Origin of the sequence: Paraburkholderia heleia NBRC 101817 (genome assembly GCF_000739775.1) — a bacterium.
Lineage (GTDB): Bacteria > Pseudomonadota > Gammaproteobacteria > Burkholderiales > Burkholderiaceae > Paraburkholderia > Paraburkholderia heleia.
In genome coordinates, this window is record NZ_BBJH01000032.1 from 53,021 (window position 1) to 67,255 (window position 14,235).

The 14,235-nt window shown below is 65.7% G+C and carries 13 protein-coding genes; 2 read left to right on the forward strand and 11 right to left on the reverse strand.

Annotated elements, in window-relative coordinates:
• Positions 1-38 precede the first annotated feature (38 nt).
• The 3 genes from BHE01S_RS25120 to BHE01S_RS25130 all read right to left on the reverse strand — a co-directional run bounded on the left by BHE01S_RS25120 (position 39) and on the right by BHE01S_RS25130 (position 1,816).
• Positions 39-344: an urease subunit beta gene (locus BHE01S_RS25120; RefSeq protein ID WP_042268725.1), complete on the reverse strand. Its 306-nt coding sequence runs from the start codon at positions 342-344 to the stop codon at positions 39-41.
• 17 nt (positions 345-361) lie between these two features.
• Positions 362-664, reverse strand: a complete 303-nt coding sequence (gene ureA, locus BHE01S_RS25125) for an urease subunit gamma (protein WP_017773123.1) — start codon at positions 662-664, stop codon at positions 362-364.
• A gap of 246 nt (positions 665-910) precedes the next feature.
• Positions 911-1,816: an urease accessory protein UreD gene (locus BHE01S_RS25130; RefSeq protein WP_042268726.1), complete on the reverse strand. Its 906-nt coding sequence runs from the start codon at positions 1,814-1,816 to the stop codon at positions 911-913.
• A 280-nt stretch (positions 1,817-2,096) separates the two neighbouring features.
• Between BHE01S_RS25130 and BHE01S_RS37100 the strand changes: the two genes are divergently transcribed.
• Positions 2,097-2,909: a Fic family protein gene (locus BHE01S_RS37100; RefSeq protein WP_084069183.1), complete on the forward strand. Its 813-nt coding sequence runs from the start codon at positions 2,097-2,099 to the stop codon at positions 2,907-2,909.
• A 156-nt stretch (positions 2,910-3,065) separates the two neighbouring features.
• On the opposite strand, the gene BHE01S_RS25140 is transcribed toward BHE01S_RS37100, so the two are convergent.
• From BHE01S_RS25140 to BHE01S_RS25175, 8 genes are all read right to left on the reverse strand, one after another.
• Positions 3,066-5,087: an acyltransferase family protein gene (locus BHE01S_RS25140; RefSeq protein WP_042268749.1), complete on the reverse strand. Its 2,022-nt coding sequence runs from the start codon at positions 5,085-5,087 to the stop codon at positions 3,066-3,068.
• A 369-nt stretch (positions 5,088-5,456) separates the two neighbouring features.
• A complete protein-coding gene (gene urtE / locus BHE01S_RS25145) occupies positions 5,457-6,152 on the reverse strand; it encodes an urea ABC transporter ATP-binding subunit UrtE (protein WP_042268727.1) in 696 nt (231 codons plus the stop codon).
• Positions 6,153-6,174: 22 nt separating this feature from the next.
• Complete coding sequence (urtD, locus tag BHE01S_RS25150; protein WP_042268750.1) at positions 6,175-6,984, reverse strand: urea ABC transporter ATP-binding protein UrtD; 810 nt, start codon at positions 6,982-6,984, stop codon at positions 6,175-6,177.
• A 68-nt stretch (positions 6,985-7,052) separates the two neighbouring features.
• Positions 7,053-8,258, reverse strand: coding sequence for an urea ABC transporter permease subunit UrtC (gene urtC / locus BHE01S_RS25155; RefSeq protein ID WP_042268728.1), 1,206 nt, complete (start codon positions 8,256-8,258; stop codon positions 7,053-7,055).
• A 1-nt stretch (position 8,259) separates the two neighbouring features.
• The gene (gene urtB / locus BHE01S_RS25160) at positions 8,260-9,909 is read right to left on the reverse strand and encodes an urea ABC transporter permease subunit UrtB (RefSeq protein WP_042268729.1); all 1,650 of its coding nucleotides are present in this window, start codon (positions 9,907-9,909) and stop codon (positions 8,260-8,262) included.
• A gap of 112 nt (positions 9,910-10,021) precedes the next feature.
• A complete protein-coding gene (urtA, locus tag BHE01S_RS25165; RefSeq protein ID WP_042268730.1) occupies positions 10,022-11,326 on the reverse strand; it encodes an urea ABC transporter substrate-binding protein in 1,305 nt (434 codons plus the stop codon).
• Between the two features lie 422 nt (positions 11,327-11,748).
• Positions 11,749-12,072: a rhodanese-like domain-containing protein gene (locus BHE01S_RS25170; protein WP_028208467.1), complete on the reverse strand. Its 324-nt coding sequence runs from the start codon at positions 12,070-12,072 to the stop codon at positions 11,749-11,751.
• A 70-nt stretch (positions 12,073-12,142) separates the two neighbouring features.
• Positions 12,143-12,796: a protein-L-isoaspartate O-methyltransferase family protein gene (locus BHE01S_RS25175; RefSeq protein WP_042268731.1), complete on the reverse strand. Its 654-nt coding sequence runs from the start codon at positions 12,794-12,796 to the stop codon at positions 12,143-12,145.
• A gap of 257 nt (positions 12,797-13,053) precedes the next feature.
• Between BHE01S_RS25175 and BHE01S_RS25180 the strand changes: the two genes are divergently transcribed.
• Positions 13,054-14,121 carry a LacI family DNA-binding transcriptional regulator gene (locus BHE01S_RS25180; RefSeq protein ID WP_042268732.1) on the forward strand — a complete coding sequence of 356 codons (1,068 nt, stop codon included), beginning with the start codon at positions 13,054-13,056 and terminating at the stop codon, positions 14,119-14,121.
• The last annotated feature ends 114 nt before the right edge of the window (positions 14,122-14,235 follow it).

Sequence of the window (14,235 nt, forward strand, 5' to 3'; positions counted from 1 at the left end):
GGATTCCTGATGAAATCGCCTGAATTCGCTGGCCGCGCTCAGAGCGGGCCCATTACGCGGCCGTTGAATCCGTATACCGCGCGGTCTCCCGCGAGCGCCACGAGTTCCACGGTGCGCTCCTGACCTGGCTCGAAGCGCACGGCCGTGCCCGCGGCAATGTTCAGGCGAAAGCCGCGTGCGGCTTCGCGGTCGAACGAGAGCGCCGCGTTGACCTCGTAGAAGTGGAAGTGCGAACCGATCTGCACGGGGCGGTCGCCCGTGTTGGCCACCGTCACGGTGACGGTCTCGCGGCCCGCGTTGAGTTCGATTTCGCCGTCGTCGATCAGCATTTCGCCGGGGATCATGGCTGGCTCCTCCCGGCTCAGGGGATCGGATGGTGAACGGTGACGAGCTTGGTGCCGTCGGGGAAGGTCGCTTCGACCTGGATGTCGGGGATCATTTCGGGCACGCCTTCCATCACGTCGTCGCGCGTGAGGAGCGTCGTGCCGTAATGCATGACCTCGGCGACGGTCTTGCCGTCGCGGGCTGCTTCCATCAGCGCCGCGCTGATGAAGGCAACCGCCTCCGGGTAGTTGAGCTTGAGGCCGCGGGCGCGGCGCCTTTCGGCGAGCAGCGCGGCGGTGAAGATCAGGAGCTTGTCTTTCTCGCGTGGCGTGAGCTTCATCGTTCTGGTCAGTTGGGCAAGTTGTCGACCCAGCTTAAGGGAGCGAGGTTACGCGCAGCTTGCGGCCTCGTGCGCGGCGCGCACGAATCGATGCAAGCTCCGAGCAAGGTGTGTGCCAATGAAGGGGACAGCGTGGTTGCACCAATGCCGATGCGTTCATGCACCGAGCTGACGTTGTTGCGCTGCGTTATCGTGCGCAGATGGCCCGTATTGCACCGATGCAGTGCATGCCAATGCAATGTGCCTTCAGGTCGTCCACAAACGCAGCGGCGCTGCCTTCACGCCATGCACGAACGGCCGCAGCGCCGTCCAGCACTGCGTGAGCGTGTGCTGCAGCGGTTCCATCGAACGCCCGACCACACGCACGAGCACCACGCCGGGCGCGATGCAGGTCGCCCCCGAGCGCAGCGCGTCGTCGAAAGGCAGGATGGCGGCCAGGTCTTGCGCGAGCGCCTCGTTGCACGCGGGGCCGATGGCCCACAGTACGCCAAAAGCGGGGTAGCCCGCGAGGCCTTGCGGCGCGTCGCGCAGCGGGTCGTTCGCGTCGATGAGGGCGCGCTCGAGCCAGAGCAGTTGATCGTCGTCTTCGCCTTCAGACGCCGCCCGCGTCACGCGCGTGAGCGCTCGCACCATACCCGCCGACCAGCGCTCGCCCGCGGCCTGGCGGCCCAGTTGCGTCGCGTCCCAGCCGATGGCCGTGGCCCCCGCGCCGAGCGTGAGTGCGAATTCGAGTTCGGCGTGCGCGTGGTCGAACACGAGGTTGTTCTGCGGCAGCCAGTCGAGCTTCGCGCCCGCGCCCACGCGCAGGTTGATGCGCTGGCGCGCCACGCGGCCGTTCGACTTGTACCACTTGGTCGCGCCCGGCGTGGTGAGCACGGCGTGAGCGCCGTCGCCCACGTTCACGTCGATGTCGAGCCGGTCGCCGCCCGCGATGCCTGCCGGCGGATGGACGATCACCGCGTGACAGATTGCTTCGCCTTCGGGGTAGAGCGGCCGTTGCACGCGCAACGGCCCCGCGTGCAGGCGATGCGTGAGCGCGGTGCGCGTACCCTGGCGCTCGAAGCCGAGTTCGAGTTTCGCGGCCCATTCCTGGTGAGCAGTGCTGCGAAAGGTGGTATTGGCGAGTGCGGCGTGATCGACGTGGAGCGACATGCGTGGCGAGGGGGACGGGGCAATGGCGTGGAGGATAGCACGCGCGCCCGAGCGCGGATAACGGGCCGGGGAAGCGTGCGTATCAGGGCCGTTTGCATATCACGCCGGCGGTTCGGTGCCCAGACGGATGACGTCTTGTACATCCAGAACGCGAAAAGCTCTCGCGATCCAGGCGCGGCTTTTCTGCCGCTAAAGGCTTTTCCTGCCGCAACGATACCGGCGGGGGAGTGCCTTTCAACAAGGCTTGTAGCGACGATTTTTCGAGTATTCTTCGTTCGAAATGGCTATTTGCGAAAATATTTCGAGACTTCTGAATGTTTTTCGAGTCATATGGCCGAACTGGAAACAGAACTGGCTCGAGGATGGAACGGGGCGTGTCACGTTTTTCCCCCCACCGCCCGAAGACCTTGCGCGCGCCATGCGAGGCTGGGAGGCGTTCATCAACGAGCAGACCGGCGCTGGCGGATATCGGTGCCCCAACGTCCTCGTGCGGTCCGCTTGTGCAGCCTTTGGATTTGTCTACCTGCATCCCTTTCTGGATGGGAACGGGCGTATTCACCGCTTCCTTATTCACCATGTGATCAACGGTGCCCGGCGATTGAATGGCGGGGCCATCGTGCCGGTCTCAGCGGTCTTCAGGCGCCACGAAGACCTGTATCTTGACGTGCTGAACGGGTTCTCCCGCCCGACCACGCGACTGTGGCGATATGCGCCCGGCGAGGACGCGCCGCACGTGGTTTCGTCACCGGGTGGGCGACCCTACCGGTTCTTCGACGCGACAGGGGAAGTCCGTTTCCTGCACCGCATGCTCATCGAGGCCGTGAGGACCGAGTTGCCACGCGAGCTGCACTGGCCAAGCGGATTCGACGCCGCGTTTGAGCAGCTGAACGGCGAACTCAATCTTCCGCGCCCGGACCTGTCGGCGCTCATCCGCATGGTGCAATCGAACAACGGAAGGTTGTCGTCGAACAAACGCAAGACGTACCCGCATCTGCCCGATGAGGTCATTGCCCGCATTGAAGAGGTGGTGCGCGAGGCTTTCAACCCGGCATCGGCGCAAACCAGCGGTGACGACGAATCCTCGCAGCCCTGAGAGCCGGAGTTCCGTGGCGCGACAGTTTTTCGAGGATGGAGCACCAATGGCAGGTAGCAAAATACATGAGGCAACGACCACGATCGGGTAACAGATATCCTGAGTTAATGCGCTGGTCGACCGGCCATCCTGCTTGACGCCATGCCCTCCCCTGATTCAGTGCGCCACCGGGGAGTGCGCGAACGCCTCGCGGAACATCGGTATCAGCCGCTTGTTGCCGAATTCGCTGAGGTGATCCGCGTCGTAATACAACGGCCTTAGCTGCCGGGTTGCCCAGCAACGTCCGTGGTCGCACATCCAGCGCCTGGGGTCGAGCAGCTTCACGCCGCATTGTGTTGCCGCAGACTCCTGTGCCGTGCGCGCGAACTCGTTACGCCTGGTGTAGTCGTCGAGCGAAATGGACAGGTCGCCGGTGCCCCACCCGAACATCAATTGGTGCGACATCGCCCGCGGGACTTCGAATGGCATTTCCGGCACCGGCTGCACCAGATAGACCGGATGCAACTTTGCGATCTGGCAGGTCGATGCAACCAGATGCTGCGCAAATTCCGCGAGGAACGCGGGCGTCGCAGAATCGTACCGTCGGGAGAAGTAGACGAGCGGATGATGGCTGAACGCGCTGTCGTCGATCGGCCCGAACGCATAGTCCGACGTACGGTTGACGATAAACACCGGGATCGCCGGGTCGAGCGAGGCCAGCTTGCGCAATGCCCAGTTGTTGAAGTCGGGGCAGTCCAGGGTGGCGGGCGAGCCCGGGATCACGTGCTGACCGAAGAGGGTCAGGCAGCCGGCATAACTCAGTTCCATGACTGCACCAGCCGGCAAGGCATTCTGGACCGCGCTCACCATTGCGTCCGCGTGGCTGTCGCCGAGGACAATCGCCCGCAACGGACCGCTGCCGAACATGCATGCGGGCGATGTGCCGCCGGATCGGGCAAGGCACCGGTCGCGCATCGGGCTGTAATCGAGTTGCTCGTCTTCGGCCATGTTCCATTGGAGCGGCACCCGGTTCGGCACGTGCTGATACCGGGCGGCCACCGCAACGAGCGTCAAGCCCGCCAGCGCCGCGCCAAGACGCAAAAGGCGCGCGGGCCGCGCAACCCGTGCGAGATAGCTGCGCGAAGGCTGTTCGACGAGCTGATAAGAAGCTTCGCCGAGCAGCATTGCTGCGGCGATACCCCCCGCGATGCTCACGGGATCATGCTGCCGATCGACGTAGAACAGCACCACCCACACTGGCCAGTGCCAGAGGTAGAGTGAATACGAACGGGTGCCGAGCCATTGTGCGAGCGCGTTGCCGGTGAACGGCGAGCGCTGCCTCGATCCAGCAATCACCAGCGCCGCGCCGAGCACGGGCACAATTGCGAAGCCGCCAGGCCAGATCAGTCGGGAGTTGAAGCGCACGATAGCCAGCGTAATCAGGGCAAGGCCGACGCCTTCGAACGCCCTCGCGAGCGCAGCGGGCAGTCGGCGTCGTCCCGTGTAGAGCCACACCATTCCCCCCGCCAGCATTTCCCACGCACGCGTCGGAAGCAAATAAAACGCAGCGCTGGGCCAACGCCAGGACGCGTAGATCGAGCAGCCCAACGACAGGACACCCACCGCGGCCAACAGGGCGCACACGCCGGACTTGCGCCGCCAATTCCATGCGAGCGCCGCCCCAAGCGGCAACAAGAGGTAGAACTGCCACTCCACGGACAATGACCAGGTGTGCAGGAGCCAGGTCTCGTGCGACCCCGTGTCGAAGTAGCCGGAGTGCTTCCAGAACAGGGCATTGGAGACGAACATGAGTGCGGCCGCTACACTGACCGAGAGCTGCCGATATTCGATGTGCGCGAGTCTGAACCAGCCGGCCACGAGTAGCACCGCACACAGCGCGAAAAGCGCGGGCACGATGCGCACCGCGCGCGACAGGTAGAAGTCGAGCAGCGAGAACCGGTTGCGCTCGAGCGCCGAGACGACGATTCCGGTCATCAGGAATCCTGAGATGACGAAGAACACGTCGACGCCGACGAACCCACCGGAAAAGCCCGAAATCCCGAAGTGGTAGAGCATGACCGGCAGCACCGCCCATGCGCGCAGGCCGTTGATGTCGTAGCGGAAAGCCGGGCTGACCGCCTGCTCCGTGGGCTGAGCGCCGGCAAAGCCCGTCTCGATGACCGATTTTGTTCTTTGCATGTTGTTCACTCCTCGAGCGGACATGGCGAGAACAATGTGAGAAAGCCCCATCCCGTGACGGTGACCGCGCCTCTGAAACTCAAGTGGAACAATAACCGCGACGCTTGCGGACGCTCCCTGGAAAAAGTGCTGTTTGGTACGCTAGCGCACCGTAGTCGCGGCTTGTGCGGCGCAGCAAAGACCGAGAGAGGGAATGTCCGGGTGTTGGCTTGCGCGGCTGGCCAGAGAGGGCCGGCAAGCGCCCCCCGCCGACCGGACGATGCGGGCGTTGCTGGCGTCTCGACAAATGTGGTGACGAATGCAGGCGGCTCAGAAAGAGATAATCGGCAGGTGTTAGTCCTCGAAATGTGAGCCGGCCGTGATGCTCCGTTAAACCGCGATCAACTCCCGCACCCCGTCCGCATCCATGCTTGCGCCGGCGCCGCCCGCCACGATTTCGCCGCGGCTCATCACCCAGTAGCGGTCCGCAATGGCCTTGGCGAAGTCGTAATACTGCTCGACCAGCAGTACCGTCATGTGCATCTCTTCCACGAGCCGGCGCAGCGTGCGGCCGATGTCCTGGATGATCGAAGGCTGGATGCCTTCGGTAGGCTCATCGAGAATGAGCAACTGCGGATCGCTCATCAGCGCGCGGCCGATGGCGAGCTGCTGCTGCTGGCCGCCCGAGAGGTCGCCGCCGCGCCGCGCCTTCATGTCCTTGAGCACGGGAAAGAGTTCGTAGATATGCGCGGGCACGCTCGACGGCATGCGCTTCTTGCTTGCCGCGCCCACCAGCAGATTCTCCTCGACGCTCAAGCGTGGAAAGATATCGCGCCCTTGCGGCACGTAAGCGAGGCCGTGCGCCACCCGCGCATGCGTGGGCAGCTTCGTGAGCGCTTCGCCGCGCCACGCGATCGAGCCGTTCCTGGTCGGCACGACTCCCATGAGGCAGCGCAGCAGCGTGGTCTTGCCCACGCCGTTGCGCCCGAGCAGCACGGTGAGTTCGCCCTCGGGCACCGTCATCGACACGTTGCGCAAAATGTGGCTGCCGCCATAGTACTGATTCAGCGATTCGATAGTTAGCATGGCTGATAATGTCGATACGGCCCTAGCGGCCCAGATACGATTCGATCACCGTTTCGTCGCGCTTGACTTCGTCGAGCGTGCCGTGCGCGAGCACGCTGCCTTCGGCCATCACCGTCACACGGCCCGTTTCGCCCGCGAGCGCCGCGACGAACTCCATGTCGTGCTCGACCACCATCATCGAGCAGGTGCCGCGCAGGCGGTTGAGCAGCGTCGCAAGCTCCATGGTTTCGTCGTCGGTCATGCCGGCGGCGGGCTCGTCGAGCAGCAGCAGTTGCGGCTTCTGCATGAGCAGCATGCCGATTTCGAGGCGCTGCTTCTGCCCGTGCGATAGCTCGCCCGCGAGGCGCCGCGCGTCGCTCTCGAGGCGAATCACCTCGAGCGTTTCCTCGATCTTCGCCTGCGCCTCGCGCGCGAGGCGCGCCCGCAGCGTGGCGAACCAGCCCTTGTCGGCCTTCATCGCGAGTTCGAGGTTCTCCCAGACGGGATGCTGCTCGAACACCGTGGGCTTCTGGAACTTGCGGCCTATGCCCGCGCGTGCAATGGCCGGCTCGTTCATGCGCGTGAGGTCGAGCGTCTGCCCGAGGAACACCTTGCCCGAATCGGGCACGGTCTTGCCGGTGATGACATCCATCATCGTGGTCTTGCCCGCGCCGTTCGGGCCGATCACGCAGCGCAGCTCGCCCACGTCGATCACGAGCGAAAGCTTGTTGAGCGCGCGAAAGCCGTCGAAGCTCACGGTCACGTCTTCCAGATAGAGGATCGTGCCGTGCGAGGTATCGATCGCGCCGGGTTCGACCACGTGCCCGAGATCCGCCACGCCGGAGAGGGCCATCTCGTCCTGCCGGAGGGCATCGTCGAAGGGATTGTGGTTGAGCGGGTCGCTGATCACGCTATGTCCGTTCATGGGCGTTCGCTCCGCGTGGGGAACCCGCTGGCGATCCGGCTCCGGATGAGTTCGATGAGTCCCATGATGCCGTTGGGCAGCAGAAGCGGCACGAGCACGAACATCAGGCCGAGGAAGAACAGCCAGTACTCGGCGAAATGCGCGGTGAAGAAGCTCTTTGCGCCGTTCACGGCGAACGCGCCGATGATCGGCCCGATGAGCGTGCCGCGCCCGCCCACGGCCACCCAGATCGCCATTTCGATCGAGTTGCCCGGCGACATCTCGCTCGGGTTGATGATGCCGACCTGCGGCACGTAGAGCGCGCCCGCGATGCCGCACAGCACGGCCGAGACGGTCCACACGAACAGCTTGTAGCCAAGCGGGCTGTAGCCGAGGAACATGAGGCGCGTTTCGCCGTCGCGCACGGCGGTCACGACACGCCCGAGCTTCGAGGTGACGATGGCCCGCGCGCCGAGAAACGCGAGCACGAGCACGGCGAACGTGAGCAGGAACAGCACGGTGCGCGTGCCCGGATGCGTGATCGGCATGCCCGCGATGCGCTTGAAGTCGGTGAAGCCGTTGTTGCCGCCGAAGCCGGTTTCGTTGCGGTAGAACAGCAGCATCGCGGCGAACGTCATGGCCTGCGTGATGATCGAGAGATACACGCCTTTCACGCGCGAGCGGAACGTGAAGAAGCCGAATACCCAGGCGACCACGGCGGGCACGAGCACGACGAGCAGGAGTGCATACCCGAGGTGCTCCGTGCCTTGCCAGTACCACGGCAGCGCATGCCAGTCGAGAAACACCATGAAGTCGGGCAGGTCGCTGCCGTACTTGCCGTCGTGACCGATCTCGCGCATGAGGTACATGCCGATGGCGTAGCCGCCCAGCGCGAAGAAGAGACCGTGACCGAGGCTCAGAATGCCGCAATAGCCCCACACGAGATCGAGCGCGAGCGCGGCGATCGCGTAGCACATGAGCTTGCCGACGAGCGTCATCGCATAGGCGGAAAGATGCAGCGCGCTCGATTGCGGCAGCACCAGCGCGCAAAGCGGCACGCCCACGCCGGTCACGAGGATCAGCACGATGAGCGCGAGCCAGGCGCGCGGCGAGAGCAGGGCCGGCCGCGCGGGCAAGCCGAGCGCGAACGTTTCGGCGCCGTCGCCCGGAGCGCGCGAGGGGCCTGGCGAGTGACGCGTGGAAGGGGAAGTGACGCTCGTCATGTCATGCCTCCGCGCTGCGGCCCTTGAGGGCGAACAGCCCCTGCGGACGCTTCTGGATGAAGAGCACGATCAGCACGAGCACGGCGATCTTCGCGAGCACGGCGCCCCAGAACGGCTCGATCGCCTTGGAGACGAGCCCGAGACCGAAGCCGCCGATCACGGTGCCCGCGATCTGCCCGACTCCGCCCAGCACCACGGCCATGAACGAGTCGATGATGTAGCTCTGGCCGAGATCGGGGCCCACGTTGCCGATCTGCGAGAGCGCGCAGCCGCCGAGGCCCGCGACGCCCGCGCCGAACGCGAAGGCCCACGCATCCACGCGCGCGGTGCGCACGCCCACGCAGGCGGCCATGCGGCGGTTTTGCGTGACGGCGCGCACGAACAGGCCAAGACGCGTCTTCGTGAGCACGGTCCACGCAACGCCCACCACGATCAGCGAGAACGCGAGGATCGCGAGGCGGTTGTACGGCAGGATGAGGTTGGGCATGACGCTCACGCCGCCGCTCATCCACGAAGGGTTTTCGACCTGCACGTTCTGCGCGCCGAAGATCATGCGCGTGGCCTGAATGAGGATGAGGCTGATGCCGAACGTGGTGAGCAGCGTCTCGAGCGGGCGGCCGTAGAGGTGGCGGATCACGAGCCGCTCGATCACCGCGCCCACGAGCGCTGCGGCGACGAACGAAGCGGGAATCGCGAAGAGCGGATACCAGTCGAACGCGCCGGGCGCATAGCGCTGCACGAGCGTTTGCACGACATAGGTCGCGTACGCGCCGATCATGAGGAACTCGCCGTGCGCCATGTTGATGACGCCGATGAGCCCATAGGTGATGGCGAGGCCGAGCGCCGCGAGCAGCAGCACGCTGCCGAGCGACAGGCCCGCGAACAGCGTGCCGGCGATCTCGCTGCGGCGCTGGATGGCGTCGAGCGCGTCGATGCCTTGTTGTGCTGCGGCGCGCACGTCCGCGTCGGGCTCGTTGTACGCGCCGCTCGCGTTTTTCGCAACGAGCGGACGCAGCAGTTCGTACATGTCGAGGTCGTGGCGCGCAGCGACGAGCTTCGCCGCTTCGAGGCGCGTGGCCGGGTTCGGGTTGTGCAGCGCGGTCATCGCCCAGAGCGTGTCGAGACGGCGCCTGAGCGCCGGGTCGGTTTCCTTCGCGCGCGCGGCGTCGATCATCGGCTTCATGGCCGGATCGGGATTTTTCAGCAATTCGGTAATGGCCGCGCGCCGCGTTTCCAGGTCGGGCGAGGCGAGTTGCAGGCCCGAGACGGCGCCCGCCACCTTCGAGCGCAGGAGGTTGTTCAGCGTGATGGACTGCGCGCTCGCTGCGACGCTTGCGGCGACGGGTTTGCCCGTTGCTGCGTCGCGTGCGCTTTGTCCATCCGCGCCATCCTGCACGAGCACTTCGCCGGCATCGGTTGCCGTGACGTTGTCGTCGGCGAGCGCTTTGAGGAGCGCAAGCGAAGCGGCGTCGTGCGTGGCGATGAGCTTGTCGATGGCCGCGGATTTCGCATCGAAGTCGTCGCCGGCAAGCGGCGCGACGTCGGCCGCATCGAGTGCGTGCGCGGTCGTGGATAGCACTGTGAAGAGCGCCGCCGCGGCGAGCGCGTGGCGCAAGCCCGCGCGCGCGTACCTCGGGAGTGAGAGAGCCATGATGGGTTCTTTGGGTGCGGACCGCGGCAACGGCCTGCCCGTTACGCCGCGGCCCGTAGACAGGGCGCGCGAGCGCGCGCCACCTTGCGGCGCGGCGCTCACGAAGACAACGTCAGGCCACGCGCGAGCGGCGCAGGAAGGCGGGCAGCGTGGTCGACGTGACCACGTCGGGCTTGCCTTCGTTGCCGGCGATGTACGGGCTCCACGGCTGCGCGCGAATCGCGGTCTTCGTCTTCCAGACGACGTTGAACTGGCCGTCGCCGCGGATCTCGCCGATCATCACCGGCTTGTGCAGGTGGTGGTTGCCGTCCATCGTGAGCGTGAAGCCCGAGGGCGCCGCCACGGTCTGACCGATCATGGCCACGCGTACCTTGTCGACGTCGGTGCTCTTCGCCTTTTCCACGGCCTGCTTCCACATGTGGATACCGACGAAAGTCGCTTCCATCGGGTCGTTGGTCACGCGCTTCGCTCCCCCGGGCAGGTTGTTCGCCTGCACCCAGGCTTCGAACTGTTCCTTGAACTTCGTGTTGTTCGGGCCTTTCACCGACATGAAGTAATTCCACGCCGCGAGGTGCCCCACGAGCGGCTTCGTGTCGATGCCGCGCAGCTCTTCCTCGCCCACGGAGAACGCGACCACGGGCACGTCGGTCGCCTTGATGCCCTGGTTGCCGAGCTCCTTGTAGAAGGGCACGTTCGAATCGCCGTTGATGGTCGACACGACCGTGGTCTTGCCGCCTTGCGAAAACGTCTTGATGTTCGCGACGATGGTCTGATAGTCGCTATGGCCGAACGGCGTGTAGACCTCCTGAATATCGTTGTCCTTCACGCCCTTCGAGTGCAGGAAGGCGCGCAGGATCTTGTTGGTCGTGCGCGGATACACATAGTCGGTGCCGAGCAGGAAAAAGCGCTTGGCGCCGCCGCCTTCGGCGCTCATCAGGTATTCCACCGCGGGAAGGGCCTGCTGGTTGGGCGCCGCACCCGTGTAGAAGACGTTGCGCGACATCTCTTCCCCTTCATATTGCACGGGGTAGTAGAGCAGGCCGTTGAGCTCTTCGAACACCGGCAGCACCGACTTGCGCGACACCGAGGTCCAGCAGCCGAACACGCACGCCACCTTGTCCTGCGTGAGAAGCTGGCGCGCCTTTTCGGCGAAGAGCGGCCAGTTCGAGGCCGGATCGACCACGACGGGCTGGATCTGGCGACCCATCACGCCGCCGTTCTTGTTGATGTCGGCAATCGTCATCAACGCGGTGTCTTTCAGTGAGGTCTCCGAAATGGCCATCGTGCCTGAGAGCGAATGCAGGATGCCGACCTTGATCGGCCCGCTGCCGGTGTCCGCGTGCGCGAACGGCATGCGCCCCGCAGCCGCGAGTGCGCCCGACATCGTCCCGAGTTTCAACAGACTGCGACGTTTCATTTTTGTGCCTCTTGTCCGTGAGTGAGTCGAGGGCCATGGCGCGTGGTCGTTGTCGTCTTGCGCGCCGCCCGGTTGGTGTGTGGCCAGTCTTGCGCATACCCTTCTGCAAGCGTTGTGCCAGCGCGAAAAGAATGCGTGAGGCTTGCCCCATCGGGCGCGCGGCGATGCGGGGCGCATCGCCGGCCGTGCAGCGGGCGGGCGATTGTGGTGCAGCGAGATGCATGTTCGGGCGCGCTGCATCGTCTCAGTGCGTGCATGCATGAGGCGCAGCGAGCGGTGCGCGAGGGCGCGCTGCATTGTTGTGCATGAGCGCAGCGCGCCTGCTACAGGAAGCCGGCCGAAGAGATGCGCCCGGAAATGACAAAGGGCGCGGCCCAAGCCGCGCCCTTCTGCGCTTTTTCGTCAAGCTGGCGTGCGCCTGCCTAGTAGGTCGGCACCTTGGGGTCGACCTGGCGCGACCAGGCGTCGATGCCGCCTTGCAGGTTGAACACCTTCGTGTAGCCGCGCGATTCGAGGAACATCGCCACCTGGGCGCTGCGCGCGCCGTGGTGGCAAATGCAGACGATCTGCGCCTCGTCGTCCAGTTCCTCGCTGCGCGCGGGGATCTCGCGCATGGGGATCGACAGGCTGCCGGCGATCTTCGCCGTTTCGATTTCCCACGGCTCGCGCACGTCGAGCAGCACGGGAGTCTCGCGCGAGGTGTCGGCAAGCCATTCGGCGAGGGCGGGGGCGGTCAGATTCTGCATGGAACACTCAATCGGGTAAAAGGCCGGCCACCGTCAAAGGCGCCCGGCGATGCGACAGGTTGGGCCGCGCTCAGAACTTGAAGCGCGGCGGATGCACGGCGTTCTGCAGCGGTTCGACATATGTCTCGAACACGCCGGCGATGCGGAACTGCTTCTCGTCGATGCGCGTGATGATCTGCGCTTCCATGACGGGCGCGCCGCCCACGAAAGCGGCCAGACGCCCGCCCACCTTGAGCTGCTCGAGCAGTTCCTGCGGCACGACCGGCAGGCCGCCCGAGACGCAGATCACGTCGTACGGCGCATTCGCCGCCCAGCCGCGCGCGCCGTCGCCGAGCGCGACTTCGGCGTTGAGCACGCCGTTCCTGACGAAGTTCGCGCGCGCGAATTCGGCCAGTTCCGGGTCGATCTCCACGCTCAGCACCTTCTGGGCGCGGTGCGCGAGCAGCGCCGCCATGTAGCCGGAGCCCGCGCCGATTTCCAGCACGCTCTCGTGCTTCTTCACCGCGAGTTCCTGCAGCACGCGCGCTTCGACGCGCGGCGCCATCATGTGCTGGCCGTTCGGCAGCGGCACTTCGAGGTCGGCGAACGCGAGGGCGGTATAGGCCTCGGGGACGAAATGCTCACGCTTGACGACCGAAAGCAGGTTCAGCACGTCCTGGTCGAGCACTTCCCAGGGGCGAATCTGCTGTTCGATCATGTTGAAACGCGCTTGTTCGATGTTCATGGTGACTCGGCGTTGTGGTCGGGATCGGTTCGTGTCGGTTCGTGTCAAAGCCCGGCAAAAAGGGCGCCGGGCAATCGCAGAATTGTAGCAAACCGGCTTCGGGGCCGGCCGTGCCGCCGGCAGCGGGAGGGGCTTGCGCAGCCATTCGCGCATCGGTGTTTGTCCTGGCTTCGTGGGCCTTGCGGTTTTGCGGTTCTCGTACCAAAAATGTAATCGATTACATTTCCGGCCGCGTCTGGTTGCGCTTGATTTCGCCCATGTCCGCTCGCACGTCCCGATCGCCGCAACCGCAAGACGAAGAGGCCAGCGCCGACACCGCCGCCGCCCGCGGCGGCTCGATCGCGGCGGTGGCGCAACGCGCGGGCGTCTCGGTCGCCACGGTGTCGCGCGTGCTCAACGGCCATGCGAACGTGCGCGCCGCGACGCGCGAGCGCGTGCTCGCCGAGATCGAGACGAGCGGCTACCGCGTCAACGAACTCGCGCGCAACCTGCGCACCGCCGAAAGCCGCCTGCTCCTGACGATGGTGCCCGACTTCGGCAACCCGTTTTATGCGGAGATCGTGCGCGGCATCGACAGCGTCGCGCGAGCGCACGGTTTTTTCCTGCTGCTATGCGACACGGGCGCCGACGCCGGCCGCGAGCGCAGCTATTTCGACCTGCTGCGCCGCCATCGCGCGGACGGGGCGATCTGTCTGGACCCGGCAACCGTGCAACATGCGCTGGCCGCCGAATCGACGGCGCTGCCGTGGGTCGCCTGCTGCGAGTTCGATCCGGACGTGGGCGTGCCGTATGTGGGCATCGACAACTACCGGGCCGCGCACGAGGCCGTGCGGCATCTGATCGCGCGGGGGCGGCGACGTGTCGCGCTCATCAACTCCGACGAGCACTACCTGTACGCGCAGCAGCGCCGCGACGGCTGGCGCGATGCGCTCGGCGAAGCGGGCATCGCCATGCGCGACGCCTGGCGCGTGAACGTGAACTGCCTCGACTACGACGCGGGCGCGCAGGCCGCCGCCGCGCTCATGCGGTTGCCGGCGGGCGAAGCGCCCGACGCGATCTTCGCGGTGTCGGACACGCTCGCGGTGGGCGTGATCAACGGCCTGCGCGGCGCGGGACGGCGCGTGCCGCACGACGTCGCCGTGGTCGGCTTCGACGATATCGCGCTCGCCGCGCAGATCGACCCGCCGCTCACGACGATCGCGCAACCCATGCGGGAGCTGGGCGAGACCGCCGCGCGCCTCTTGCTGCGGCGCTTCGCGGACCCGCGAGCGAGCGTGCCGGGCGTGCTGCTGCCGCACAGGCTGGTGGTGCGCGAGAGCGGGTGAAGGCAGCAAAGGTAAGCGAAACACATGGCAGGGGAGACCAGCGGTGCCGGACCCTGCATGGGACCAGGGCAAGCGCTCAAGCGCTAGCTCTGGTCGACAGGCGGGCGGCGCAAG